Raw genomic sequence first — 23120 nt, 5'->3', positions numbered from 1 at the left:
GCCGGAGCGACTGTATCAGATGCCGGTTTGTCCACAATTCGATGCGCTGTAGGCTTCGTCGGGCGGCTGGGGACAAGTCCGTGGACGGAGATTTCTGCCTTTTGTCTGTCCACAGGACGTACCTGCAGGATCGCTGCTCTAGCGTGTTGAGTCCAATGGAAGATTCCGGCTCGTCCCCAGAACCCTGCAAGGGGCGATTGGAAATGCGCGACAATATGCTTGCTGGTGTTTTGACGGCCAAAGCGGGACAGGTGACAACCACCACAACCAACAGACTCTTAGAATCAGAAGATTCTTTAAAATAAGATATTTGATTAAAGGGAAGCCGGGAGAGGCGAGCGCTCTATGCCTGCAAGACGGATCATGCTGGACGTGCTGAAGGGTGGGACAGTGTTTCCGCCGCCGCTCTGGATGATGCGCCAGGCCGGGCGCTATCTGCCGGAATACCGCGAGACGCGCCGACGCGCAGGTTCATTCCTCGACCTCTGCTATGATCCCGACCTTGCCTTCGAGGTGACCATGCAGCCGATCGAGCGCTTCGGCTTCGACGCTTCGATCCTGTTCTCCGACATCCTTGTCGTTCCGCATGCGCTTGGCCGCGACGTACGCTTCGAAGAGGGGCGAGGGCCGCTGCTGACGCCGATCACGGCGGCTGAAATCGCGGCCCTGGACAGCACGGTGTTTCACGTGAATCTCGAACCGGTCTACGAGACGGTTCGCCGGTTGCGGGCGAAACTGCCCGATGAAACCGCCCTGATCGGCTTCTGCGGCGCGCCGTGGACGGTGGCGACCTACATGATCGCCGGGCACGGCACGCCGGACCAGGCGCCGGCGCGGCTGTTCGCCTATCGGGAGCCGGCGGCGTTTCGTCGGCTGCTCAAGGTGCTGACCGATCATTCGGCCGCCTATCTCATCAGGCAGATCGAGGCCGGCGCCGATGTGGTGCAGATATTCGATTCCTGGTCCGGCGTGCTCGACGATGCTTGTTTCGAGCTGTTCTGCGTCGAGCCGGTGGCCGAGATCGTGAGGCAGGTTCGAGCGGTCCATCCCGATGTGCCGATCATCGGTTTTCCCAAGGGCGCCGGCGCGCGCTACCGGAGCTATCGCGAGAAGACCGGCGTCACGGGGCTGGGGATCGACTGGACGGTGCCGCTGGAGACAGCGAAGGCGTTGCAGCGGGAAGGGGCCGTCCAGGGCAATCTCGATCCGCTGCGGCTGGTCGCCGGCGGCAAGGCGCTGGCCGACGGCGTCAGCGCGATCCTGGAGAGCCTGGGAAGCGGACCGTTGATCTTCAATCTTGGCCACGGCATTACCCCGGAAACGCCGATTGCGCATGTCGAGGCGATGGTGAAACTGGTGAGGAGCGCGACACGCTGATGGCCGGGATGAGCAACACCAACAGCACGGGCCAGGCGATGATGCGCATGGTGATCGGCATCGCGGCCCTGGTCGTGCTCACCGCGCTGCTGTTTCTGGCGGCCCCAGACGGCTTCTATCTCTGGGCCAAGGCGATCCACGTTCTTGCCGTCATTTCGTGGATGGCGGGCATGCTCTATCTGCCGCGGCTGCTGGTCTATCACGCCGACGCCGAGAAGGGTTCGGTGCAGTCGGAGACTTTCAAGGTGATGGAGCGCCGGCTGCTGCGCGGCATCATCAACCCGGCGATGATCGTCACCTGGGTGTTCGGCCTATGGCTGGCCTGGAAAGGTTTCGGTTTCCAGGGCGGCTGGCTGCACGGCAAGATCGCGCTGGTGCTGGTTCTGTCGGGCATCCACGGCTATCTGGCCGGCGCTGTGCGAAAATTCGCTGAGGATCGTAACGAAAAACCCGCGAGGCACTGGCGGATCGTCAACGAGATCCCCACATTGCTGATGATCGCTATCGTGATCCTGGTCGTCGTCAAGCCGTTCTGAACCTTCGGACCTCTCTCACGACCTGCTAAAAGGCGGCTTGCTCTTTCAGCCGGCCGACGATAAAAGACGGGTCTTCCTTCCCGTCATGCGCCGCCCTTCATTGCTTTTGGCCGCGCCCGGCATTTATCGCATCCCGCCGATTTCCTCCCAAAAGCCTACCCAGAGTCTATCCTAATGCAAGAAATGAAACTCACCGAGTTCAAGAACAAGAAACCGCCAGAGCTGATCGCCTATGCCGAATCGCTCGAGGTGGAGAACGCCAGCGTCATGCGCAAGCAGGAGCTGATGTTCGCAATCCTCAAGAAGCTGGCCGCCCAGGACATCGAGATCATCGGCGACGGCGTGGTCGAAGTCTTGCAGGACGGTTTCGGTTTTCTGCGCTCGGCCAACGCCAATTATCTGCCGGGCCCCGACGACATCTATATTTCGCCCTCGCAGATCCGGCGCTTTTCGCTCAAGACCGGCGATACGGTCGAGGGGCCGATCCGCAGTCCGAAAGAGGGCGAGCGCTATTTCGCGCTGCTCAAGGTCAACACGATCAATTTCGACGATCCCGAAAAGATCCGCCACAAGATCCACTTCGACAATCTGACGCCGCTCTATCCGACCAAGCGGCTGAAGATGGAGATCGACAACCCGACCTCCAAAGATATCTCGCCGCGCGTGATCGACCTGGTGGCGCCGATCGGCAAGGGCCAACGCGCGTTGATCAACGCGCAGCCGCGTACCGGCAAGACGGTTCTCATGCAGAACATCGCCCACTCGATTACCGCCAACCATCCGGAATGCTACCTGATCGTGCTTCTGATCGACGAGCGGCCGGAGGAAGTGACAGACATGCAGCGCTCGGTGAAGGGCGAGGTGATCTCCTCGACCTTCGACGAGCCGGCGGTGCGCCACGTGCAGGTCGCCGAAATGGTCATCGAGAAGGCCAAGCGGCTGGTCGAGCATGGCCGCGACGTCGTCATCCTGCTCGATTCGATCACCCGCCTCGGCCGCGCCTACAACACCGTGGTGCCGTCTTCCGGCAAGGTGCTGACCGGCGGCGTCGACGCCAATGCGCTGCAGCGGCCGAAGCGTTTTTTCGGCGCGGCCCGCAACATCGAGGAAGGCGGTTCGCTGACCATCATCGCCACCGCGCTGATCGACACCGGCAGCCGCATGGACGAAGTCATCTTCGAAGAGTTCAAGGGCACCGGCAACTGCGAAATCCAGCTCGACCGCAAGGTCGCCGACAAGCGCATCTACCCGGCCATGGACATTCTGAAGTCGGGTACGCGCAAGGAAGACCTGCTCGTGCCGCGCGCTGACCTGCAGAAGATCTTCGTGCTGCGCCGCATCCTGGCGCCGATGGGAACAACCGACGCGATCGAGTTCCTCATCGACAAGCTGAAGCAGACCAAGACCAACGCGGACTTCTTCGATTCGATGAATACGTAGTTCGCAGAGCGAACTCCACTTCTTCGTGATCCTCGGGCTTGACCCGAGGATCCATGCCATGGCCTCGGCCAAAGAGCGCGGCGGACTGGATCTTCCACCTGTTGCAGCGCTCGAAAGTCACGGCATGGATCCTAGGGTCTCCGCGACGGAGCTTCGCCCTAGGATGACGAACTCTGTGGTCTTCGTCGCAATAGCCCTTCCAATTCATCCGGATCGCTCACCGCCGGCAAACACACCTGCCCCGTGCACAGCCACGCGCCCGGCCTGTCGGCGGGAGGCAGGATCCCGCCCGGCAACAGCGTTCGATTCGCCTGTGTACCGATCGCCACCACAATATCCACCCGACGCGGATCGGGATTGCGATTCGCTACTGGAACGAGCGTCGGATTCGCCAGATCGTCCACAAGCACCAGCTTTAGCGGCTCTATGGCGAGCGCCGAGGCGTTGACGATGCCGGCCTGGCCATAGGCCTGGTGCGCCGCGCGGCCGGCGGCATGTTCGGCGACTTTCGTCGCTTTCTCCTGCAGGTCGAGATCGCCGGTCAGCGCGGCGAGCCGGACCAGCGCCTCGATGACCTGACCGGTGGCCGACGCAATAGCCTCGTCGACATCGCCCCTGATGCGGATCGGCACGTCGGTGCTGTCGGATGCCGTGAGATAATAGCCGGTGCCGTCGGCATCGGCGTGCCAGCGGTCGAGCTGCTCGACGAATTGCCGGGCCCGATCGGCGTAGCTCCAGTCGCCGGTGGCTTCGAACAGGGCGATCGCCGCATTGGTCATCGACGTATAGTCGCTCGACAGGGCCGGGAACAGTTTCTTGGCGCCGAGCATGGAGTGCGGCAGCCGTCCGCCCTCGGCGGCGGAGGCGATCTGGTCGAATGCGGTCTTGGCCGCGTCGATCCAGTCTTGCCGCGCCAGCGAGCGGCCGGCCTCGGCAAGTGCTGCGATCATCTGGCCGTTCCAGTCGGCGAGGACCTTGCCGTCGCGGCCTGGCCTGACGCGCCGTTCACGGACTGCCAGCAGCCTTGCCTTGAGAGCGGCCAGAAGCGGCTGCTCGGCAATGCCTTGCCCCTGCTGGGCCGGCGTCTGGTGGACAACGGGCTTGCCTTCCCAGCCGGGTGGGCTGGAGAGTGTGAAGTGATTGAAAAACAACGGTGAATCGTCGCCGAGCGCGGCCTCGATCTCTTCCCGGCTCCAGGTGTAGAAAAGGCCCTCCTCGCCCTCGCTGTCGGCATCCAGACTGGCGGCGAAGGCGCCGCCATCGACGCCCATCTCACGCAGCAGCCAGTCGACGGTCTCCTCGATTCGGACCCGGAACAAATCCTTTCCGCCCGCGGCATGGGCCCAGTTGCAAAAACGGATGAGTTGCGCGTTGTCGTAGAGCATCTTTTCGAAATGCGGCACCAGCCATTGCGCGTCCGTGGAATAGCGGCTGAGACCGCCGCCGACGTGATCGTAGATGCCGCCGGCCAGCATCCGTTCGAGGCTCAGGAGGACATCGTCGCGGTGACCGGCATTGCCGTCGCGCAGCCACGACAGCCACAGTGTCTGCATGAATGGCGCATTGGGGAATTTCGGCGCGCCGCGCAAGCCGCCGAGATCCTTGTCGATCATGCCGTCTATGCCTCTGGCGAGCGCGGCAAGCGTGTCGGGGTCGAGCGCGGTGCGGGCATGCGCGCCGGCGAGCCGGGTCTCGACATGCGAAGTCAGCCCGTCGGCGCTCTGGTTCAGGCTGCCTCTTTTCTCGCGCCAGGCCTTGTCGATCGCCTCCATCACCTGGATGAAGCCCGGGCGGCCATAGCGCGGCTCGCGCGGGAAATAGGTGCCGCCCCAGAACGGCTTGCCGTCCGGCGTCAGGAACATGGTCAGCGGCCAGCCGCCCTGCTCGCCCATCGAGGACAGCGCCGCCATGTAGATCTGGTCGATGTCGGGACGCTCCTCACGGTCGACCTTGATATTGACGAACAGACGGTTCATGACGGCGGCGACGTCATCGTTCTCGAAGCTTTCATGGGCCATGACGTGGCACCAGTGGCAGGCGGCATAGCCGATCGACAGCAGGATCGGCCGATCCAGCGCCCTCGCCTCGTCAAGCGACGCCGGCGACCAGGCCCGCCAATGCACCGGATTGCCGCTGTGCTGCTGCAAATAGGGGCTGGCTTCGTCGGCAAGCAGATTTTGCGCAGGCAGTGTCACGATGAGCGGTCCGGCGAAACAGGGGTTGGATAGTGAAGCTAGTGCGGTCCAACAAGGCGGGCAAATGATTTCGGCCGACACCATCGTCGCGCTTTCCAGCGGCCGCCTGCCGGCCGGCGTCGCCGTCATCCGCACTTCGGGGCCAAAGACTCGATTCGTTGTCGAAACGATCGCCGGCGGTATGGTTAAGGGGCGCGTGGCCAGCCTGCGCAAGCTGCGGGCGCCCGATGGCGGCGTGCTCGACAGTGGCCTGGTGATCTTTTTCCCCGGCCCCGGCAGCTTCACCGGCGAGGACGTGGCGGAATTCCAGGTGCATGGCGGCCGCGCCGTGGTGGCGAGGCTGTTGGAGACGATCGCCGGTTTCGAAGGCGTCAGGCACGCCGAAGCGGGCGAGTTCACGCGCCGGGCCTTCCTCAATGGCAAGGTCGATCTGGTAAGGACGGAAGCGCTGGCCGATCTGGTCAACGCCGAGACCGAGGCGCAGCGGCGCTTCGCGGTGCAGAATGCCGAGGGCGCGCAAGCCGAGCTTTATCTGAGCTGGCGGCAGCGGCTGATCCATGCGCGCGCCATGATCGAGGCCGAGATCGACTTTGCCGACGAGGACGATATTCCCGGGTCCGTTTCGGACACGGTCTGGTCTGACGTCTCGGCGATGATTGGGGAGATCGACCGCCACATTGCCGGGTTTCGTGCCGGCGAAATCCTCCGCGACGGGTTCGAGGTCGTTATCCTCGGCGCCCCAAACGCCGGCAAGTCGAGCCTGTTCAACGCTTTGGCGCGGCGCGATGCAGCTATTGTAACGGATGAGCCGGGCACGACGCGGGACCTGCTCGAGATCGTACTTGACCTCGAAGGCCTGCGGGTCAGGCTGACCGACACCGCAGGCCTGCGCGATGCGGCCGGCAAGGTGGAAGCGATCGGCATCGAGAAGGCGCGATCCAAGGCGCATGGCGCCGACCTCTTGCTCATCCTCGAGGATATGGCCGACCCACATCCCGTTGCTCTTCAACGCGAGGGGATCGCGACCCTGCGCGTGGGCACCAAGCTCGATCTGGTGCACGGGCAAGCCGCTGCCGGGGGCTATGATCGCGCCATCTCGACGAAGGACGGGACCGGCGTGGCGGAGCTGTTGACCGAAATCGCCAGGCTCGCGGCCGCGCAGGTCGCCGAAGCGGGCGACATCCTGCCCTCACGGCTTCGCCACGTTGAATTGCTAGGCGAAGCCAACCGCTTCCTGCTGCGCGCGGCCGAGAGCCCGGACGCCGGGCAGGAACTGCGCGCCGAGGATCTGCGGCTGGCCGCCGACCGGCTCGGCCGGATCGTCGGCGCCGTCGATGTCGAGGACATGCTGGATGTGATTTTCTCGCAGTTCTGCATCGGGAAATGATTCACGTGGAACATTGTCGGGGCGCGGACGCCGTCGAGCCTCCCTTCTCCCCGTCACTGTACGGGGAGAAGGTGCCGGCAGGCGGGTGAGGGGCAGCGCTGACCTCGGCTCTTATCACGACGGCCCCGGCCGATGACTCACGTGAAACAGAAAGGCTCTCCGACCCGACGTTGTTTCACGTGAAACGGCTGCGCCGGGCCAATCGCCAGCGTCGGCGCTGCCCCTCACCTGCCTGCCGGCATCCTCTCCCCGTAAAGTGACGGGGAGAGGGGTGCTGTCATCGCCGGCTTGGCCAATTGCTAACGTTGCAAGAATGGGCGCCGGCGTTGCGGCCGATTCCCTTCTCCCCGTCACTAGAGAAAAGGTGCCGGCAGGCGGATGAGGGTCGGTGCCGACCTAGCACTTGACTCACGTGAAACACGCAACGAGGTTCGCCGTCCTGTTTCACGTGAAACTCCCGCGAAGTTTCTTGACACCGTCCCGCTGCGAGGACATCTCTCCACCAAACTTCGAATCCAGGGCGTTTGAAATGACCGATCACTATGATGTGGTTGTGGTGGGTGGCGGCCATGCGGGCAGCGAGGCGGCCAGCGCGGCTGCGCGTGCGGGCGCCAGGACAGCGCTGGTGACGCTGCGTTTCGACACGATCGGCGTGATGTCCTGCAATCCGGCCATTGGCGGGCTCGGCAAGGGCCATCTGGTGCGCGAGATCGATGCCATGGACGGGCTGATGGGCCGGGTGGCGGATGCCGCCGGCATCCAGTTTCGCCTGCTCAACCGGCGCAAGGGGCCGGCCGTGCGCGGCCCGCGCACCCAGGCCGACCGGAAACTTTACCGGCTCGCCATGCAGGAAGCGATCCGGCAGCAGAACGGTCTCGATGTGATCGAGGGCGAGGTGCTCGACTTCGACATCGACGATTCGGGATGCCTGCGCGCCGTTCTCCTGGCCGATGGCCGGCGCCTTGCCAGCGGCGCGGTGGTCCTGACCACCGGAACCTTCCTACGCGGGCTGATCCATATCGGCGCGAAGAAGATTGTCGCCGGCCGCATGAACGAACAAGCGAGCCTAGGGCTGTCGGCGACGATGAGCCGCGCAGGCTTCAAGCTCGGCCGGCTGAAGACCGGCACGCCGCCGCGCCTCGACGGGCGCACGATCGACTGGGCGTCGCTGGAAAGCCAGGCGGCGGATGACGAACCGGTGCCGTTCTCGCTGCTGACCGACCGCATCGAGACGCCGCAGATCGAATGCGGCATCACGCGCACGACCGCGGCCACGCATGAACTGATCCGCGCCAATCTCGGGCGCTCGGCCATGTATTCGGGCTCGATCGAAGGCGTCGGGCCGCGCTACTGTCCGTCGATCGAAGACAAGATCGTCAAGTTCGGCGACCGCGAAGGCCACCAGATTTTTCTCGAGCCGGAAGGCCTGGACGACGACACGGTCTATCCCAACGGCATCTCGACCTCGCTGCCGGAGGAGGTTCAGCTCGAAATCTTGAAGACCATCCCGGGGCTGGACCGAGCGGTGATGCTGCAGCCCGGTTATGCCATCGAATATGACCATGTCGACCCGCGCGAGCTCCATCCGACGCTGGAGACAAAGCGCGTCGGCGGCCTGTTCCTCGCCGGGCAGATCAACGGCACGACCGGCTATGAGGAGGCCGCCGCGCAAGGCCTGCTCGCGGGCCTCAATGCCGCAAGGCGGGCGTCGGGCAGCGAGCAGATCGTGCTCAGCCGCACCGAAGCCTATATCGGCGTCATGGTCGACGATCTGACCAGCCGCGGCATCAGCGAGCCTTACCGCATGTTCACCTCGCGCGCCGAATTCCGGCTTTCGCTGCGCGCCGACAATGCCGACGAGCGGCTAACGCCGCTGGCTGCAAGGCTGGGTATAGCGTCAGCCCGGCGGATGCAGCGGTTCGGCGAGGTGGAGCAGCGCCTCGCCGAAGCGCGCCGGCTGGCGCTCGGCGTAAAGCTGACACCCAACGAGGCGGCGCGCCACGGGCTGGAGGTCAATCGCGACGGCGTGCGCAGATCCGCCTATGAACTGCTCGCCTATCCCGGCGTCGACGTGGCTTGGCTGGCCCGAATCGATAGGAATTTCGGGACGATCGACGCCAGGACGGCGGAGCGCCTCGAAACGGAAGCGAAATATTCGGTTTATCTCGATCGCCAGAAGAGCGACGTCGCCCAAATCCGGCACGAGGAAAGCCGGCTCATCCCCGAGTCGCTCGACTTCGCCGAGGTGCCGGGACTATCGAACGAGCTGAAGCAGAAGATGCATGCGCGGCGACCGCGTTCGGTTGCCGACGCGCAGCGCATGGAAGGCATGACGCCGGCGGCGCTGGCCATCATCGTCGCTCATATCAGGCATTCCGAGAGCGCGCAAAGGGACGTCGCGTGAGCGCTGGCTCCTGGGAGAGCCTGCGCAACGCCGCCGGTCCGGTTTCACGTGAAACATTCGATCGCCTCGTGGTGTTCGAAGGGATGTTCCAGAAATGGAACCGCAGCATCAATCTCGTCGCGCAGTCGACGGCCGGCGATGTCTGGCAACGCCACATACTGGACAGCGCGCAGCTCTGGCGAATCGAGGACAAAGCGCGGCGATGGGTCGATATCGGCTCGGGCGGCGGATTTCCGGGACTGGTCCTGGCGTTCCTGCTTGCCGAGCGTGACGGCGCCAGCATCGACCTGGTCGAGAGCAATCGCAAGAAAGCGGGATTCCTGCAAGCCGTCGTCGGCCAGTTCGGCCTGCCGGCGCGTGTCGTGGCGCGCCGCATCGATGACAGCCATGCGCTTGTCGCGGCACCGGAAATCGTCACGGCGCGGGCGCTGGCGCCGCTTTGGACCTTGCTTGAGCTGGCGGGACCGTGGCTGACATCAGGCGCGCGTGGGCTGTTCCACAAAGGCCGGGATTACCGCGCCGAAGTGCAAGAAAGCGTTAACCGCTGGAGCTTCGATCTGGTAGAACATCCAAGCATGACCGACCCTGGCGGCGTCATCCTTGAACTGTCCAATGTGCGACCTGTCTGAACAAAGACCTGTCCAAATCCGTGTTGGCGACCCAAAATGAATTCCTGGCATAGACCCATGATGAAGAACGGCCCTCGAATCATCACCGTAGCCAACCAGAAGGGCGGTGTCGGCAAGACCACCACTGCCATCAACCTGGCCACCGCGCTGGCGGCGATCGGCGAGAAGGTGCTGATCGTCGACCTCGATCCGCAAGGCAATGCCAGCACCGGCCTCGGCATCGACCGCAAGGACCGCACGGTGTCGTCCTATGACGTGCTGACCGGCGAGCTGGAGCTGGAGGAGGCGGCGATCCCGACGGCGGTGCCCGGCCTGTCGATCGTGCCGTCGACCCTCGACCTGCTCGGCATCGAGATGGAGATCGCCTCGGCGCCGGACCGGGTGCTGCGGCTGCGCAACGCCCTGCGCGCCGCATCGGCGCGTTCGGCCGGGTTTGGCTATGTGCTGATCGACTGTCCGCCGTCGCTCAATCTCTTGACCTTGAATTCGATGGCGGCGGCCGATTCCGTTCTGGTGCCGCTGCAATGCGAGTTCTTCGCGCTGGAAGGTCTCAGCCAGCTGCTCGAAACCGTCGAGCAGGTGCGCCGCTCGATCAACCCGGATCTCACCATCCAGGGCATCGTGCTGACCATGTATGACGGCCGCAACAACCTCGCCAACCAGGTGGTGCAGGACGTGCGCGAGCATATGGGCGACAAGGTCTACGAGACCATCATCCCGCGCAATGTGCGGGTCTCTGAAGCGCCGTCCTACGGCAAACCGGCGATCCTCTACGACCTCAAATGCTCCGGCAGCCAGGCTTATCTGCAGCTTGCGTCGGAAGTGATCCGCCGCGAGCGTAAATTGCGCGCCGCTTAACAAGCGGCCGCGCATGGAGCAAAAGCCGATTCGATACCGAAACAATCTGGAACCGAAATGAGCGAAGACCTTTCGAGAAAGAGACTGGGCCGCGGGCTGGCAGCGCTGATCGGCGAGATCGACCGTCCGAGCGCGCCGGAGAAGCCTGGGATGAGTGCCGACGGCAAGGTGCCGATCGAGTTCCTGACGCCCAATCCGAAAAACCCGCGCCGGCATTTCGGCGACGCCGAGTTGACCGACCTGGCGCAATCGATCCGCGAGCATGGCGTGGTGCAGCCGGTGGTGGCGCGGCCTTCGCCGTCGCAGGCCGGGCGCTACGAGATCATCGCCGGCGAGCGGCGCTGGCGTGCCGCGCAACGCGCCGGATTGACCGAGATCCCGGTCATCGTGCGCGAGGTCAACGACCGCACGGCGCTGGAACTGGCAATCATCGAGAACGTCCAGCGCGCCGATCTCAACCCGGTCGAGGAAGCGCTCGGCTATCAGCAGCTCATCGACGATCACGGCTACACCCAGGCCGATCTCGGCCAGGTCATCGGCAAAAGCCGCAGCCATGTCGCCAACACGCTGCGGCTGCTGAAGCTGCCCGACGTGATCCGCGACATGCTGGTCGACGGGGCCTTGTCGGCGGGCCATGCCCGCACGCTGGTGACGGCGGAGGACCCGGCAGGGCTTGCCAAGCGCATCGTCGAGGAAGGGCTCTCGGTGCGCCAGGCCGAAGCGCTGGCGCAGATGCCGGCCGGTCCGACCCCGGCGAAGCCGAAGCAGGCGAAAAGCGCGCCGGAAAAAGACGCCGACACGCTGGCGCTGGAAAAGCTGATGACCGGCACGCTCGGCATGATCGTGACCATCGACCACACGAACAAAGGCGGCGAGATTCGCGTGGCGTACCGGACGCTGGAGCAGCTTGACGAGCTGTGTCGGAGATTGAAACAAGAGCGGTAGTTAGCCGGCGAACTTCAACAAAGCGGAAGCTACAACGCAGGGAAAACGAGGGCTGGCTGTCCGCCAGCCCTTTCGTTTGAAGCGCTGGCGATTGGCGAAAAAGCAGCGCCATCGGCATCCGTCGCCAGCCGCGCTCGCGGCTTGACAGTGCCCGGCAACGGCGTAACCTCTATTAGACAAGGCTTAAATTAATTGCCCTAGCGTGCCGGTCAGTCGCGGCGAGGGCTATCTGCCATTCCTGCAACAGGCGTGAAATGGCACCGCCTCGCCAAAGCAATATGCCGACGCGCGCCTGACGCAAATGGGAGGTGCAAATGGCAGTCCGTTGGCAATTGTCCGGAAGTTACTTCGAAAACTGTAGCTGCGATGTCGTGTGTCCTTGCCTGCTGTCCACCAACGCGCAGCTGACATCAAGGCCGACGAAAGGCTTTTGCGACGTCGGTCTGGTCTTTCATATCGATACGGGCAGTTACGGCGACGTTCGGTTGGATGGGCTCAGCGTCGCCATGGTTGCCCACACGCCGGGTCCGATGGCAGACGGCGATTGGACGGCCGCCGCCTATATCGACGAACGGGCCGATGACAGGCAGACAGAGGCGCTAGGCGCCATCTTCACTGGCGTCGCGGGCGGCCCCATGGCGGTGCTGGCACCCTTGATCGGCACGAATCTCGGCGCCAAGAAGGTGCCGATAAGCTACCGGATAGACGGCAAGAAGCGGTCGGCGGAGATTGCCGGCGTCATGCGAATGGCGGTCGAGCCGCTGCCGACGATGCGCGAGGACGGGCAGATGTGGGCGGCCACTGGCCATCCCGTCAATCCCGACTGGCTCGCCTTGGCGATGGGGGCGGAAGGCAGTACATTCAGCGACCATGGCATGAGCTGGGACAATTCCCGCCGGAACGGACATTACGCCCCGATCAACTGGTCCGGCCAGCAGTAGCCGTTGGCCGCAGAGTACGGGACGTACTTCGTCCATGGTGCAGACGTTGCAGCGATACATCATTCTCGCGCTGCTGATCGCTATCGCGGCGGCGGCATGGACCTTGCTCATCCGGCAGCAGACGGGCATGGACGCGGACATGCGCATGGAAATGTACTCGCTCACCATGGGCATGAAGGCGCCGCTGTTTCTTGCCGTCTGGATGATCATGATGATTGCCATGATGTTTCCGACGGCCGCCCCCATGATCCTGACATTTCACCGGGTCCAGGCCGGCAAACGGGGCCGGGGCGAGACCTTTGTTTCGAGCTGGGTGTTCGTGGCCGGGTACATGCTGGTCTGGGGCGTGATGGGCGTTATCGCCTTTGCCGGCGCGGCGGGTGCGGAGGTGCTCGCCGGGCATGTGGGATTGTCCACGGCGACGGCCGCGCGTTTCGGCGGCGCGCTGCTGATGCTTGGGGGCGCCTATCAACTTTCCCCGCTGAAGGATCTGTGTCTGGCCAAATGCCGCACGCCGATCGGCTTCATCCTGACCTCATGGCGCGATGGTTACTGGGGCGCGGTTCGCATGGGTCTGGAGCATGGACTTTTCTGCCTGGGCTGCTGCTGGCTTCTGTTTCTCGCCCTCTTTCCTCTCGGGATCATGAACGTTGCCGCAATGGCCGTGGTCACCTTGCTGATATTCGCGGAAAAGACCCTGCCGTCTGGAAATGGGATCGCGAAGCTGTCGGGGATCGCTCTGCTGCTCTATGGCGCGGCGGTGCTGGTCTTTCCACAGGCGCTGCCGACCTTTGAGCCGGTAGGCGCCATGACAATGAATTGACCAACGGAGGCAGCGCCCGGCGCCAAAGGGCCTAACGTTGCGCCAATCTCGCGCTCTCCACCGCGATCCCGAGCAGCGCCTGCCTTGCCAGCGCCACCGACAGGTCCGGCCTTCGCCGCGTCTGCAGCACGGCGGTCTGCAGCCGGGTCAGCGCGCGGCCGAGCGCCTCGACGCCCCAGCGTTCCAGCGCCTTCTCCACCAGCTTGCGGCGCGAGAAGAAAACCGGCGGGCGCGCCGCCGCCACCACCGACGCGGCATTGCGGCCGCCGGCCTCCATCTGGCCGCGCATGGACTGCATCGCCTGAAACTGCCGCATCGCCGAGGACAGCACCAGGAAGGGTTGGCCGCCTGCCTGGCAATGGCGGGTGAAGGCGGTGTCGAACTCGCCGACCTTGCCTTCGAGAAGCGCGTCGACGGCATCGTCGAAGGACGCGCCGGAAACGTCGCCGGACATCGCCCTGACGTCGTCGAGGCCGATTTCCTTCTGGCCATGGACATAAAGCAGCAGCTTGTCGATCTCGCCGCGCGAGGCCAGCCGGTCGCCGCCGAGATTGCGGCGCAGCGCCTGTCTTGCCTCAAGCGTCATCGTCGCGCCGGTCTTGCGCAGCTCGTCGTCGATTACGGCATCGATGTCCCTGGCCTCGTCGGCATAGCAGGGCAGCGCCATGGCGTTGTCGGCCGCCTCGACGACGGCGCGCAGTCCGACGCCCTTCTTCAGATCGCCGGCCTCGATGAGGATGATCGCGTCCCGCACGGGCTCCGCCGTCAGCGCCTTGACGTCGTCGGCCAGCGCCTTCTGGCCGCCGGCATTGCGCACCCACAGCAGGCGGCGGTCGGAAAACATCGGCACGGTGCGCGCCTCGTCGAGCAGCCGGCCCTCGTCGCGCTCGACTTCGGAGCCGTCGAGCCTGACCACCGAGAAGGGGTCGTCGAGCGGCAGGCCGGTCGCGGCGGCAAAAGCCTTGGCGCGCTCCGAGACAAGGCCGCGATCGGGGCCATAAAGCAGGACGATCGCCATGCGCGGGTCCGGCTTCGCGAGCCAGGAATCCACCTCGTATGCTTTCTTCTGTGCCATCGAGGGTGGTTAGCATGATGTTGGGGCGGAGTGAACGTCTTCCAGTTCAACTCCGAAGGACTGCTTCGAGGGAAGATCGACCCCCACTCCGTCGAGCTGCGCTCGACACCTCTTCCCCGATCGACGGGGGAGAGGAAGGGCGCGGGTTCGCCAAGGTTGACGCCTTTCTCTCCTTCCATGGGGAGAAGAACAGCGCGGGTTCGCCAAAGCTTGGCGCCTTTCCTCTCCCTCCGGAGGGGGGAGAGGTGGCCCGGCGCAGCCGGGACGGAGTGGGGGAAGCCGTTTGCCAAACGCGCCGCCGCCGCAAGACACGCGCAACCCCGGCGAGGAAGAAAACCCAGGCAATCAGGCGGAGCATCGCTTCGATGAAAGGTCGACTCCCACTCCGTCGAGCTGCGCTCGACACCTCTCCCCCGATCGACGGGGGAGAGGAATGCGCCTGGCTTGGCGAACCGGCGCCTTTTCTTTTCTTCCGCAGGCGTGAAAGTGGGCGCGGCAGCCAAGCTTGCCAAGCAATCACCTTATCTGGCGACAAACCTCACGCGACCTTGCGCCTAATTGCGCGGCGCCGCCCAACATCGACAAGAAATTACGCGGACATATCTTCATCTTGGTGTGCAGGAGGCTGGATCGGCCGGCGCGGCTGGCCCGTCGAGCGAAAGGGCCGGCGAATTCGCACTGGTCTGGCGGCGCGGATGTGCAAATATCGGCGCCAGGCGACATGGAGGACGAAGCTCATGGCCGATGCTGGGATGTTGCGCTTCCATGTTCCGGAGCCCGAGGTGCGGCCGGGCGGCACGCCTGATTTCTCCAACGTGACCATTGCCGCGGCCGGCTCGGTGCCGCGCCCCGAAATCGATGTCGATCCGCGCATCATCCGCGACATGGCCTTCTCGATCATCCGCGTGCTGAACCGCAATGGCGAAGCCGTCGGGCCGTGGGCGGGGCTGCTCTCCGACGAGGAACTGCTCGAAGGCCTGCGCCACATGATGACGCTCAGGACCTTCGATGCGCGCATGCAGATGGCGCAGCGGCAGGGCAAGACCTCCTTCTACATGCAGCATCTGGGCGAAGAGGCGGTGAGCTGCGCCTTCCGCAAGGCGCTCGCCCCCGGCGACATGAATTTCCCGACCTATCGGCAGGCCGGGCTGCTCATCGCCGACGGCTACCCGATGGTCACGATGATGAACCAGATCTATTCCAACGAGGCCGACCCGCTGAAGGGCCGGCAATTGCCCATCATGTATTCGTCGAAGGAGCACGGCTTCTTCTCGATCTCGGGCAATCTGGCGACGCAGTATATCCAGGCGGTCGGCTGGGCGATGGCCTCGGCGATCTCGAACGACTCAAGGATCGCCGCGGCCTGGATCGGCGACGGCTCGACCGCGGAATCCGACTTCCATTCGGCGCTGGTGTTCGCCTCCACCTACAAGGCGCCCGTGGTGCTCAATGTCGTCAACAACCAGTGGGCAATCTCGACGTTTCAAGGCATAGCGCGCGGCGGCGCGGGCACTTTCGCCGCGCGCGGGCTGGGTTTCGGCATCCCGGCGCTGCGCGTCGACGGCAACGACTATCTCGCCGTCCATGCGGTGGCGAAATGGGCGGCCGAGCGCGCGCGCAGCAACCTGGGGCCGACGCTGGTCGAATATGTCACCTACCGGGCCGGCGCGCATTCGAGCTCGGACGATCCCTCGGCCTACCGGCCGAAGACCGAATCCGATGCCTGGCCGCTCGGCGACCCGGTGGTGCGGCTGAAGAACCATCTCATCCGGCTCGGCGTCTGGTCGGAGGAGCGGCACAAGCAGGCCGAAGCGGAAATCCTCGATACGGTGATCGCGGCGCAGAAGGAGGCCGAAAGCCACGGCACGCTGCACGCCGGCGGCAAGCCGTCGACGCGCGACATGTTCGAGGGGCTCTATGCCGAGATGCCGCCGCATCTCAGGCGCCAGCGCCAGCAGGCGGGGGTCTGAGCCATGCCGAGGCGGACCATGATCGAGGCCATTCGCGACGCCATGGACGTGTCGATGGAGCGCGACGAGAAAGTGGTGGTGTTCGGCGAGGATGTCGGCTTTTTCGGCGGCGTGTTCCGCTGCACGCAAGGCCTGCAGGCGAAATACGGCAAGAGCCGCTGCTTCGACGCACCGATCAATGAATCCGGCATTGTCGGCTCGGCCATCGGCATGGCCGCCTATGGTCTGAAGCCGTGCGTCGAGATCCAGTTTGCCGACTACATGTACCCGGCCTACGACCAGCTGACCCAGGAAGCCGCGAGGCTGCGCTACCGCTCGAACGGCGACTTCACCTGCCCGATCGTGGTGCGCATGCCGACCGGCGGCGGCATATTCGGCGGCCAGACGCACAGCCAAAGCCCGGAAGCGTTGTTCACCCATGTGTCGGGGCTGAAGACCGTCGTGCCCTCGAACCCGCATGACGCCAAGGGACTGCTGATCGCGGCGATCGAAGATCCCGACCCGGTCATCTTCCTTGAGCCGAAGCGGCTCTACAACGGTCCGTTCGACGGCCATCACGACCGTCCGGTGACGCCGTGGTCGAAGCACGAGCTGGGCGAGGTCGCCGACGGCCACTACACCGTGCCGCTCGGCAAGGCCGCGATCCGCCGGGCCGGCTCCGCCGTCACGGTGCTGGCGTACGGCACAATGGTCTATGTCGCGCAGGCGGCGGCCGAGGAGACCGGCATCGATGCCGAGATCATCGATCTCAGGACGCTGTTGCCGCTCGACCTCGACACCATCGTGGCGTCGGTGAAGAAGACCGGACGCTGCGTCGTGGTGCACGAGGCGACGCTGACCTCCGGCTTCGGAGCGGAGCTGGTCGCGCTTGTGCAGGAAAACTGCTTCTACCATCTGGAGGCACCGGTGGCCCGCGTCGCCGGCTGGGACACGCCCTATCCGCATGCGCAGGAATGGGACTATTTCCCCGGTCCGGCCCGCGTCGGCCGGGCGCTTACGGAAACATTGGAAGCCTAGAACGGGGAGGCCCGACATGGGCGAACACATCATCAAGCTGCCCGATGTCGGCGAGGGCGTCGCCGAGGCGGAACTCGTCGAATGGCATGTCAAGGTCGGCGACATCGTGCGCGAGGACATGATGCTTGCCGCCGTGATGACCGACAAGGCCACGGTCGAAATCCCTTCCCCCGTCGATGGCGAGATCCTGTGGCTGGGCGCCGAGATCGGCGACACCGTGGCGATCGGCTCGCCCATCGTGCGGCTGAAGGTGGCCGGCGAGGGCAATGTCGTTGGCGGTGCGATGCCGGCGGAAGTGACGGCTGAAAGTACCCACGATGATACGGGGGCTCGCCCGGTCTCGGGCTTGGATACTTCATCACTCAATCTAGCGCCGTCATCCTCGGGCTTGTCCCGAGGATCCGCCGTCCCACACGGATATGGCGCGACCAGTTCCGGAAGGTCGGTAGATCGTCGGGACAAGCCCGAGGATGACGGCGCCAGGTCGAAGGTCAACAGCGCGCCGCGTGCGCAAGGTGAAAGGCCGCTGGCCTCGCCGGCCGTGCGGCTGCGTGCGAAGGAAGCGGGCATCGACCTCAGGCAGGTCCAGGGAAGCGGCCCGGCCGGCCGCATCGGCCATGAGGACATCGAGGCGTTCCTGGCGCGCGGGCCGCACATGGCAAAGGCATCCGGCCTCGCCCGCAACGATGCCGTCGAGGACATCAAGGTGGTGGGCCTGCGGCGCAAGATCGCCGAGAAGATGACGCTGGCGACGTCGCGCATCCCGCACATCACCTATGTCGAGGAGATCGACGTCACCGCGCTCGAGGATCTGCGCGCCGCGCTCAACAAGGAGAAGCGGGCGGCCAAGGGGGTAGAAAGGCCAAAGCTGACGCTGCTGCCGTTCCTGATGCGCGCGATGGTCAGGGCGATCGCGGACCAGCCCAACCTCAATGCGCTGTTCGACGACGAGGCCGGCATCATCCACCAGCATGGCGGCATTCATATCGGCATCGCCGCGCAGACGCCGTCGGGACTGGTCGTGCCCGTCGTCAAGCACGCCGAAGCGCTGGACATCTGGGAATGCGGCGCGGAGGTCGCCAGGCTGGCCGAGGCGGCCAAGTCGGGAACCGCGACGCGCGACGAGCTCTCCGGTTCGACCATAACCATCACCTCGCTCGGCGCCATGGGCGGCGTGGCGACGACGCCGGTCATCAACCACCCGGAAGTGGCGATCCTCGGCGTTAACAAGATGATGGTGCGGCCGGTATGGGACGGCACCCGGTTCATCCCGCGCAAGATGATGAACCTGTCGTCGAGCTTCGACCACCGCGTCATCGACGGCTGGGACGCGGCGGTGTTCATCCAGCGCATCAAGACGCTCCTGGAAACGCCGGCGCTGATTTTCGTGGATTGAGGGTGGATCATTCGAGATGATGGCGGGAGAGCGCCCCCCTCTGCCTTGCCAGGCATCTCCCCCACAAGGGGGGAGATCAGATGTCACGCCGGCTTTCGCCAATCACCAGTGCTGCGGGATTGAGCGAGGCGCCGAAGCCTCCAATCTCCCCCTTCGTGGGGGAGATGTCCGGCAGGACAGAGGGGGGCGCGAAGAATCTCGACGGAGCGTTTCCTCGGATCGAAGGGTCACGTCATGAAAGAAATCTCCTGCAAGCTGCTGGTCATCGGCGCGGGGCCGGGCGGCTATGTCTGCGCTATTCGTGCCGGGCAGCTCGGCGTCGATACCGTCATCGTCGAGGCCGGCAAGCCGGGCGGTACCTGTCTCAATGTTGGCTGCATTCCTTCCAAGGCACTGATCCATGCAGCGGAGGAGTTCGAGAAGGTCGCGCAGATGGCGGGCGGCAACAGCCCGCTCGGCATTTCGGTGGCCGCGCCGGCGCTGGATCTGGGCAAGACGGTCGCCTGGAAGGACGGCATCGTTAGTCGGCTTAACAGCGGTGTCGCCGGCCTGCTCAAGAAGGCCGGGGTGAAGACCGTGCACGGCTGGGCGACGTTTCGAGACGGCAAGACCGTCGCGGTCGAGACCGAGACGGGAAGCCAGGTGATCCGCGCCGAAGCGGTGGTGATCGCCACCGGCTCGGCGCCGGTCGAGTTGCCGTTCCTGCCGTTCGGCGGGCCGGTGATCTCGTCGACGGAAGCGCTGGCGCTGAAGGAGGTGCCGCAGCGGCTGGCGGTGGTCGGCGGCGGCTATATCGGCCTGGAGCTCGGCACGGCCTTCGCCAAGATGGGCGCGGCGGTGACCGTGGTCGAGGCCTTGCCGCGCGTGCTGGCGCAGTATGACGCCGAACTGACGCGGCCGGTGGTCAAGCGGCTGGCGGCACTCGGCATCGAAATGATGCCAGGCGCCAAGGCCAAGGGCCTGTCGACGAAAGGCGATGCGCTGCTGGTCGAGACCTCGGACGGCAAGGATGCGAGGATCGCCGCCGACAAGATCCTGGTCACGGTCGGCCGCAAGCCGGTGACGGAAGGGTGGGGGCTCGACCAGATCGACCTCGACATGGCGGGGCGATTCATCCGCATCGACGAGCAGTGCCGTACCTCCATGCGCGGCATCTTCGCCATTGGCGACGTCACAGGCGAGCCGATGCTGGCACACCGGGCGATGGCGCAAGGCGAGATGGTCGCCGAAATCATCGCCGGCCATAAGCGGAGCTGGGACAAGCGGGCTATCCCCGCCGTCTGCTTCACCGACCCGGAGCTGGTCACCGTCGGCCTGTCGCCGGAAGAGGCCAAGGCGCTCGGCGACGAAATCAAGGTCGGGATGTTTCCCTTCGCCGCCAATGGCCGCGCGATGACCAGGCTTGGCGAGGATGGCTTTGTGCGCGTCGTCGCCCGCGCGGACAATCATCTTGTGCTGGGCATCCAGGCGGTCGGGCAAAGCGTGTCGGAACTGTCGACGGCCTTCGGCCTGGCGCTCGAAATGGGCGCGCGGCTGGAGGACATCGCCGGCACCATCCATGCCCATCCGACACAGGGCGAAGGCTTCCAGGAAGCAGCGCTGAAGGCGCTGGGACACGCGCTGCATATTTAGAGCGCGACAGCAAAAACTGGTGATGTTGGCGGGGCACTGCCCCCCTCTGCCCTACCGGGCATCTCCCCCTCAAGGGGGGAGATCGGCCGTCACCTCTGCCTTCGCCAATTTCCCAACGTAGCCAAGTGAGCGGGGCGCCGAAACTGTCAATCTCCCCCCTTGAGGGGGAGATGTCCGGCAGGACAGAGGGGGTGCTGGCCCGCCACCGGTGCGCAATTCCGGACTGAAAACCGTTTCCCGGAATTGCTCTAATTCGCCGCGCTCATCGCCTTGTCGAGCGCTGCCTTCACGTCGGCCGGCCAGGTCTTCACCGGGGGCTTGGCGTCCGGCTGGCCGTTGTCGCCGCGGCGGGCGAAATAGAGCTTGTGCTGGGCCGGGTCGACCGCCATGAAGCCGTCATTGCCGCCGCAATCATGCGGCACGCAGCCGCTGGCGTAGAAGGCGCCGGACGCGGTCCTTTCGGTGCCGCCGCCGACCAGCAGACTGGTCGCCATGTCGGGCATATCCTTGCCGAGCAGCGCCTCGGCCGCCTTGTAGACGGCCTCATTGTGGAAGGCGTCGATGATGTTGTCGTATTTCGACGGATCGATGTCCTTCCAGTCGGTGCCGGGTTCGGGCATGTAGGTCAGATTGCCGGAGATCGTCAGCCCCGATGTCGGCGACCACTGCAATGCCGGTTTCGAATCGCCGGGCAGGAGATAGGGCACGAAATAGATGGCGCTGTCGGAGACGGCCGTAGGCGGCGCGCCGCACTCGTCCTGCTCGACGGTGGTGCTCTGGATCTCCGCGCCTTCCGGTTTCCAGACGATCACCGTCGCCGGCCCGCACTGGTTGCCGCCGTCGCCGACGTCGAACAGCGCCACCTTGACGCCGCCGACCTCGACGATCTTGTCGAAGAAGACGTCGTAATTGCCGGCCAGCTGCTTGCCGTCATAGGCAAGCACCTTCTCGCCATACTGTTCCTGCTGGGTGATGGTGAACTGGCCGCCCTCGAACGGCACCGGCGCCTGTTTGTCGTCGTCGGAAACGTCGGCGGCTCCCTGATCTGTGGCCGGCGTCTCGCTTGCCGCCGGTGGCTGCGCCTCTGGCGTCTCGGCCTGCGCATGCGCGCCGGCCATCGTCGCCACGGTCATGGCCAGGGCGCAGGCGCTGGCAAGAAGCGGGCGTGTCATGACTGTTCCTCCTTCAGCCGCCGCAAACCCGGCCAGCGACGGCCGGGCCGATATCGTCAGCCGCGCCGTTCAGGCCCAGGGGCGCAGCTCGGCGTTCTTCTTCTCGAACGAAGCGATGGCGCCGGCCTTCTCCATGGTCAGGCCGATATCGTCGAGGCCGTTCAGCAGGCAATGACGCTTGAAGTCATCGAGGTCGAACTTGACCACCCCGCCGTCGGGCCCGCGGATCTCCTTGGCCTCGAGGTCGATCGACAGAGTGGCGTTGGAGCCGCGCGAAGCATCGTCCATCAGCTTGTCGAGATCCTCGGGGCTGACGGTGATGGGCAGCACGCCGTTCTTGAAGCAGTTGTTGTAGAAGATGTCGGCGAAAGAGGTCGAGATGACACAGCGTATGCCGAAATCGAGCAGCGCCCACGGCGCGTGCTCGCGCGAGGAGCCGCAGCCGAAATTGTCGCCGGCGACGAGGATCTGCGCCTTGCGGTAGGCCGGCTTGTTGAGCACGAAATCCGGATTCTCCGAACCGTCGTCCTTGTAGCGCATCTCGGCGAACAGGCCGCTGCCGAGCCCGGTGCGCTTGATCGTCTTGAGATAGTCCTTGGGGATGATCATGTCGGTGTCGACGTTGACGATCGGCATGGGCGCGGCGACGCCGGTGAGCTTGGTGAATTTTTCCATGGTCTTTGCCCGTCTTCCTGGCATTGCGGGGGATTGCTGGCGCCCGGTTTACACAAAGCCGGCGACAAATAAAAGGCAGGTGTTCGCGCGCGTCGGCACGGGGTGCCGCACAAACGGCTTCGAATTCGCGGCCCGATGGTGCAGTCTGGCTGTGATGGCTGAAAAAATTCTCTATGCACGCGAACCCGCGCTCGACGTCGCCGAATTCCGCCGCGTGCTGGTGGACTCCGGCCTTGGCGAGATCCGTCCCGTCGATGATGCCGACAGGCTGCGGGCCATGCTGTCGGGCGCCAATCTGGTGTTGACCGCGCGGCTGGATACCGAAGGCAAGCCGCTGGTCGGCGTCATCAGGGCCGTGACGGACTTCTCCTGGGTCTGCTACATCTCCGATCTCGCCGTTTCCGGATCGGCGCAGGGGCTCGGCATCGGCAGGGGACTGATGGACGAGGCGCGGCGGCAGCTCGGCCCGTCCGTCGCCATCAGCCTGGTTTCCGTGCCCGACGCCGCCGGCTTCTACGAACGCATCGGCATGATGCGCATGGCCGACGCCTTCTGGTTCTCCCGCACGCGCTGACATTTTTTCTCCTGTGGCCGGATCCAGCAGCCGTTGGCATGACATGTCGCCTTGACATGCAACCAAATGGTTGC

At 64.8% G+C, this 23120-nt stretch carries 19 protein-coding genes; 15 read left to right on the top strand and 4 right to left on the bottom strand.

What is annotated here, in order from left to right; all coding sequences use genetic code 11:
* Nucleotides 1-345 precede the first annotated feature (345 nt).
* The 3 genes from hemE to rho all read left to right on the top strand — a co-directional run bounded on the left by hemE (nucleotide 346) and on the right by rho (nucleotide 3353).
* The gene (gene hemE / locus LB541_RS08445) at nucleotides 346-1377 is read left to right on the top strand and encodes a uroporphyrinogen decarboxylase (RefSeq protein WP_140514100.1); all 1032 of its coding nucleotides are present in this window, start codon (nucleotides 346-348) and stop codon (nucleotides 1375-1377) included.
* Nucleotides 1377-1913 carry a protoporphyrinogen oxidase HemJ gene (gene hemJ / locus LB541_RS08440; RefSeq protein ID WP_140491911.1) on the top strand — a complete coding sequence of 179 codons (537 nt, stop codon included), beginning with the start codon at nucleotides 1377-1379 and terminating at the stop codon, nucleotides 1911-1913. The genes hemE and hemJ overlap by 1 nt, the downstream gene beginning before the upstream one ends.
* Nucleotides 1914-2087: 174 nt before the next feature.
* The gene (gene rho / locus LB541_RS08435; protein ID WP_140491913.1) at nucleotides 2088-3353 is read left to right on the top strand and encodes a transcription termination factor Rho; all 1266 of its coding nucleotides are present in this window, start codon (nucleotides 2088-2090) and stop codon (nucleotides 3351-3353) included.
* A gap of 158 nt (nucleotides 3354-3511) precedes the next feature.
* On the opposite strand, the gene LB541_RS08430 is transcribed toward rho, so the two are convergent.
* Nucleotides 3512-5548: a thioredoxin domain-containing protein gene (locus LB541_RS08430; RefSeq protein WP_224618169.1), complete on the bottom strand. Its 2037-nt coding sequence runs from the start codon at nucleotides 5546-5548 to the stop codon at nucleotides 3512-3514.
* Between the two features lie 64 nt (nucleotides 5549-5612).
* Between LB541_RS08430 and mnmE the strand changes: the two genes are divergently transcribed.
* From mnmE to LB541_RS08395, 7 genes are all read left to right on the top strand, one after another.
* The gene (gene mnmE / locus LB541_RS08425; RefSeq protein ID WP_224618168.1) at nucleotides 5613-6935 is read left to right on the top strand and encodes a tRNA uridine-5-carboxymethylaminomethyl(34) synthesis GTPase MnmE; all 1323 of its coding nucleotides are present in this window, start codon (nucleotides 5613-5615) and stop codon (nucleotides 6933-6935) included.
* Nucleotides 6936-7464: 529 nt separating this feature from the next.
* Entirely contained in the window at nucleotides 7465-9339 is a 1875-nt protein-coding gene (gene mnmG, locus LB541_RS08420; protein WP_224618167.1) for a tRNA uridine-5-carboxymethylaminomethyl(34) synthesis enzyme MnmG, read from the top strand.
* Entirely contained in the window at nucleotides 9336-9968 is a 633-nt protein-coding gene (gene rsmG / locus LB541_RS08415) for a 16S rRNA (guanine(527)-N(7))-methyltransferase RsmG (protein ID WP_140514096.1), read from the top strand. The genes mnmG and rsmG overlap by 4 nt, the downstream gene beginning before the upstream one ends.
* A 57-nt stretch (nucleotides 9969-10025) precedes the next feature.
* A complete protein-coding gene (locus LB541_RS08410) occupies nucleotides 10026-10826 on the top strand; it encodes a ParA family protein (RefSeq protein WP_140491929.1) in 801 nt (266 codons plus the stop codon).
* Nucleotides 10827-10883: 57 nt separating this feature from the next.
* A complete protein-coding gene (locus LB541_RS08405) occupies nucleotides 10884-11771 on the top strand; it encodes a ParB/RepB/Spo0J family partition protein (protein ID WP_140491933.1) in 888 nt (295 codons plus the stop codon).
* A gap of 314 nt (nucleotides 11772-12085) precedes the next feature.
* Nucleotides 12086-12712, top strand: a complete 627-nt coding sequence (locus LB541_RS08400) for a DUF1326 domain-containing protein (RefSeq protein WP_140563872.1) — start codon at nucleotides 12086-12088, stop codon at nucleotides 12710-12712.
* A 34-nt stretch (nucleotides 12713-12746) separates the two neighbouring features.
* Nucleotides 12747-13535: a DUF2182 domain-containing protein gene (locus LB541_RS08395; protein WP_140514094.1), complete on the top strand. Its 789-nt coding sequence runs from the start codon at nucleotides 12747-12749 to the stop codon at nucleotides 13533-13535.
* A gap of 31 nt (nucleotides 13536-13566) precedes the next feature.
* Here LB541_RS08395 and holA read toward each other — a convergent pair whose 3' ends face one another.
* Complete coding sequence (holA, locus tag LB541_RS08390; protein ID WP_224618166.1) at nucleotides 13567-14610, bottom strand: DNA polymerase III subunit delta; 1044 nt, start codon at nucleotides 14608-14610, stop codon at nucleotides 13567-13569.
* Between the two features lie 737 nt (nucleotides 14611-15347).
* Between holA and LB541_RS08385 the strand changes: the two genes are divergently transcribed.
* The 4 genes from LB541_RS08385 to lpdA all read left to right on the top strand — a co-directional run bounded on the left by LB541_RS08385 (nucleotide 15348) and on the right by lpdA (nucleotide 20625).
* Entirely contained in the window at nucleotides 15348-16580 is a 1233-nt protein-coding gene (locus LB541_RS08385; RefSeq protein ID WP_140895672.1) for a 3-methyl-2-oxobutanoate dehydrogenase (2-methylpropanoyl-transferring) subunit alpha, read from the top strand.
* Nucleotides 16581-16583: 3 nt separating this feature from the next.
* Nucleotides 16584-17597 (top strand): alpha-ketoacid dehydrogenase subunit beta, encoded by a 1014-nt coding sequence (locus LB541_RS08380; protein WP_140685345.1) that lies wholly within the window; start codon nucleotides 16584-16586, stop codon nucleotides 17595-17597.
* 16 nt (nucleotides 17598-17613) lie between these two features.
* Nucleotides 17614-18993, top strand: coding sequence for a dihydrolipoamide acetyltransferase family protein (locus tag LB541_RS08375; protein ID WP_224618165.1), 1380 nt, complete (start codon nucleotides 17614-17616; stop codon nucleotides 18991-18993).
* Between the two features lie 234 nt (nucleotides 18994-19227).
* The gene (gene lpdA, locus LB541_RS08370; protein WP_224618164.1) at nucleotides 19228-20625 is read left to right on the top strand and encodes a dihydrolipoyl dehydrogenase; all 1398 of its coding nucleotides are present in this window, start codon (nucleotides 19228-19230) and stop codon (nucleotides 20623-20625) included.
* A 248-nt stretch (nucleotides 20626-20873) separates the two neighbouring features.
* Here lpdA and LB541_RS08365 read toward each other — a convergent pair whose 3' ends face one another.
* Nucleotides 20874-21797, bottom strand: a complete 924-nt coding sequence (locus LB541_RS08365; protein ID WP_224618163.1) for a hypothetical protein — start codon at nucleotides 21795-21797, stop codon at nucleotides 20874-20876.
* A 69-nt stretch (nucleotides 21798-21866) separates the two neighbouring features.
* Complete coding sequence (gene leuD / locus LB541_RS08360; RefSeq protein WP_140491959.1) at nucleotides 21867-22472, bottom strand: 3-isopropylmalate dehydratase small subunit; 606 nt, start codon at nucleotides 22470-22472, stop codon at nucleotides 21867-21869.
* A gap of 154 nt (nucleotides 22473-22626) precedes the next feature.
* Here leuD and LB541_RS08355 point away from each other — a divergent pair, with 154 nt between their 5' ends.
* Complete coding sequence (locus tag LB541_RS08355) at nucleotides 22627-23046, top strand: GNAT family N-acetyltransferase (RefSeq protein WP_224618162.1); 420 nt, start codon at nucleotides 22627-22629, stop codon at nucleotides 23044-23046.
* Nucleotides 23047-23120 lie beyond the last annotated feature (74 nt).

Origin of the sequence: Mesorhizobium sp. BR1-1-15, from assembly GCF_020165475.1 — a bacterium.
In the GTDB taxonomy this organism is placed as follows: domain Bacteria; phylum Pseudomonadota; class Alphaproteobacteria; order Rhizobiales; family Rhizobiaceae; genus Mesorhizobium.
The sequence above is the reverse complement of the archived record's forward strand: the minus strand, read 5'-3'. Positions and strand labels throughout refer to the sequence as shown.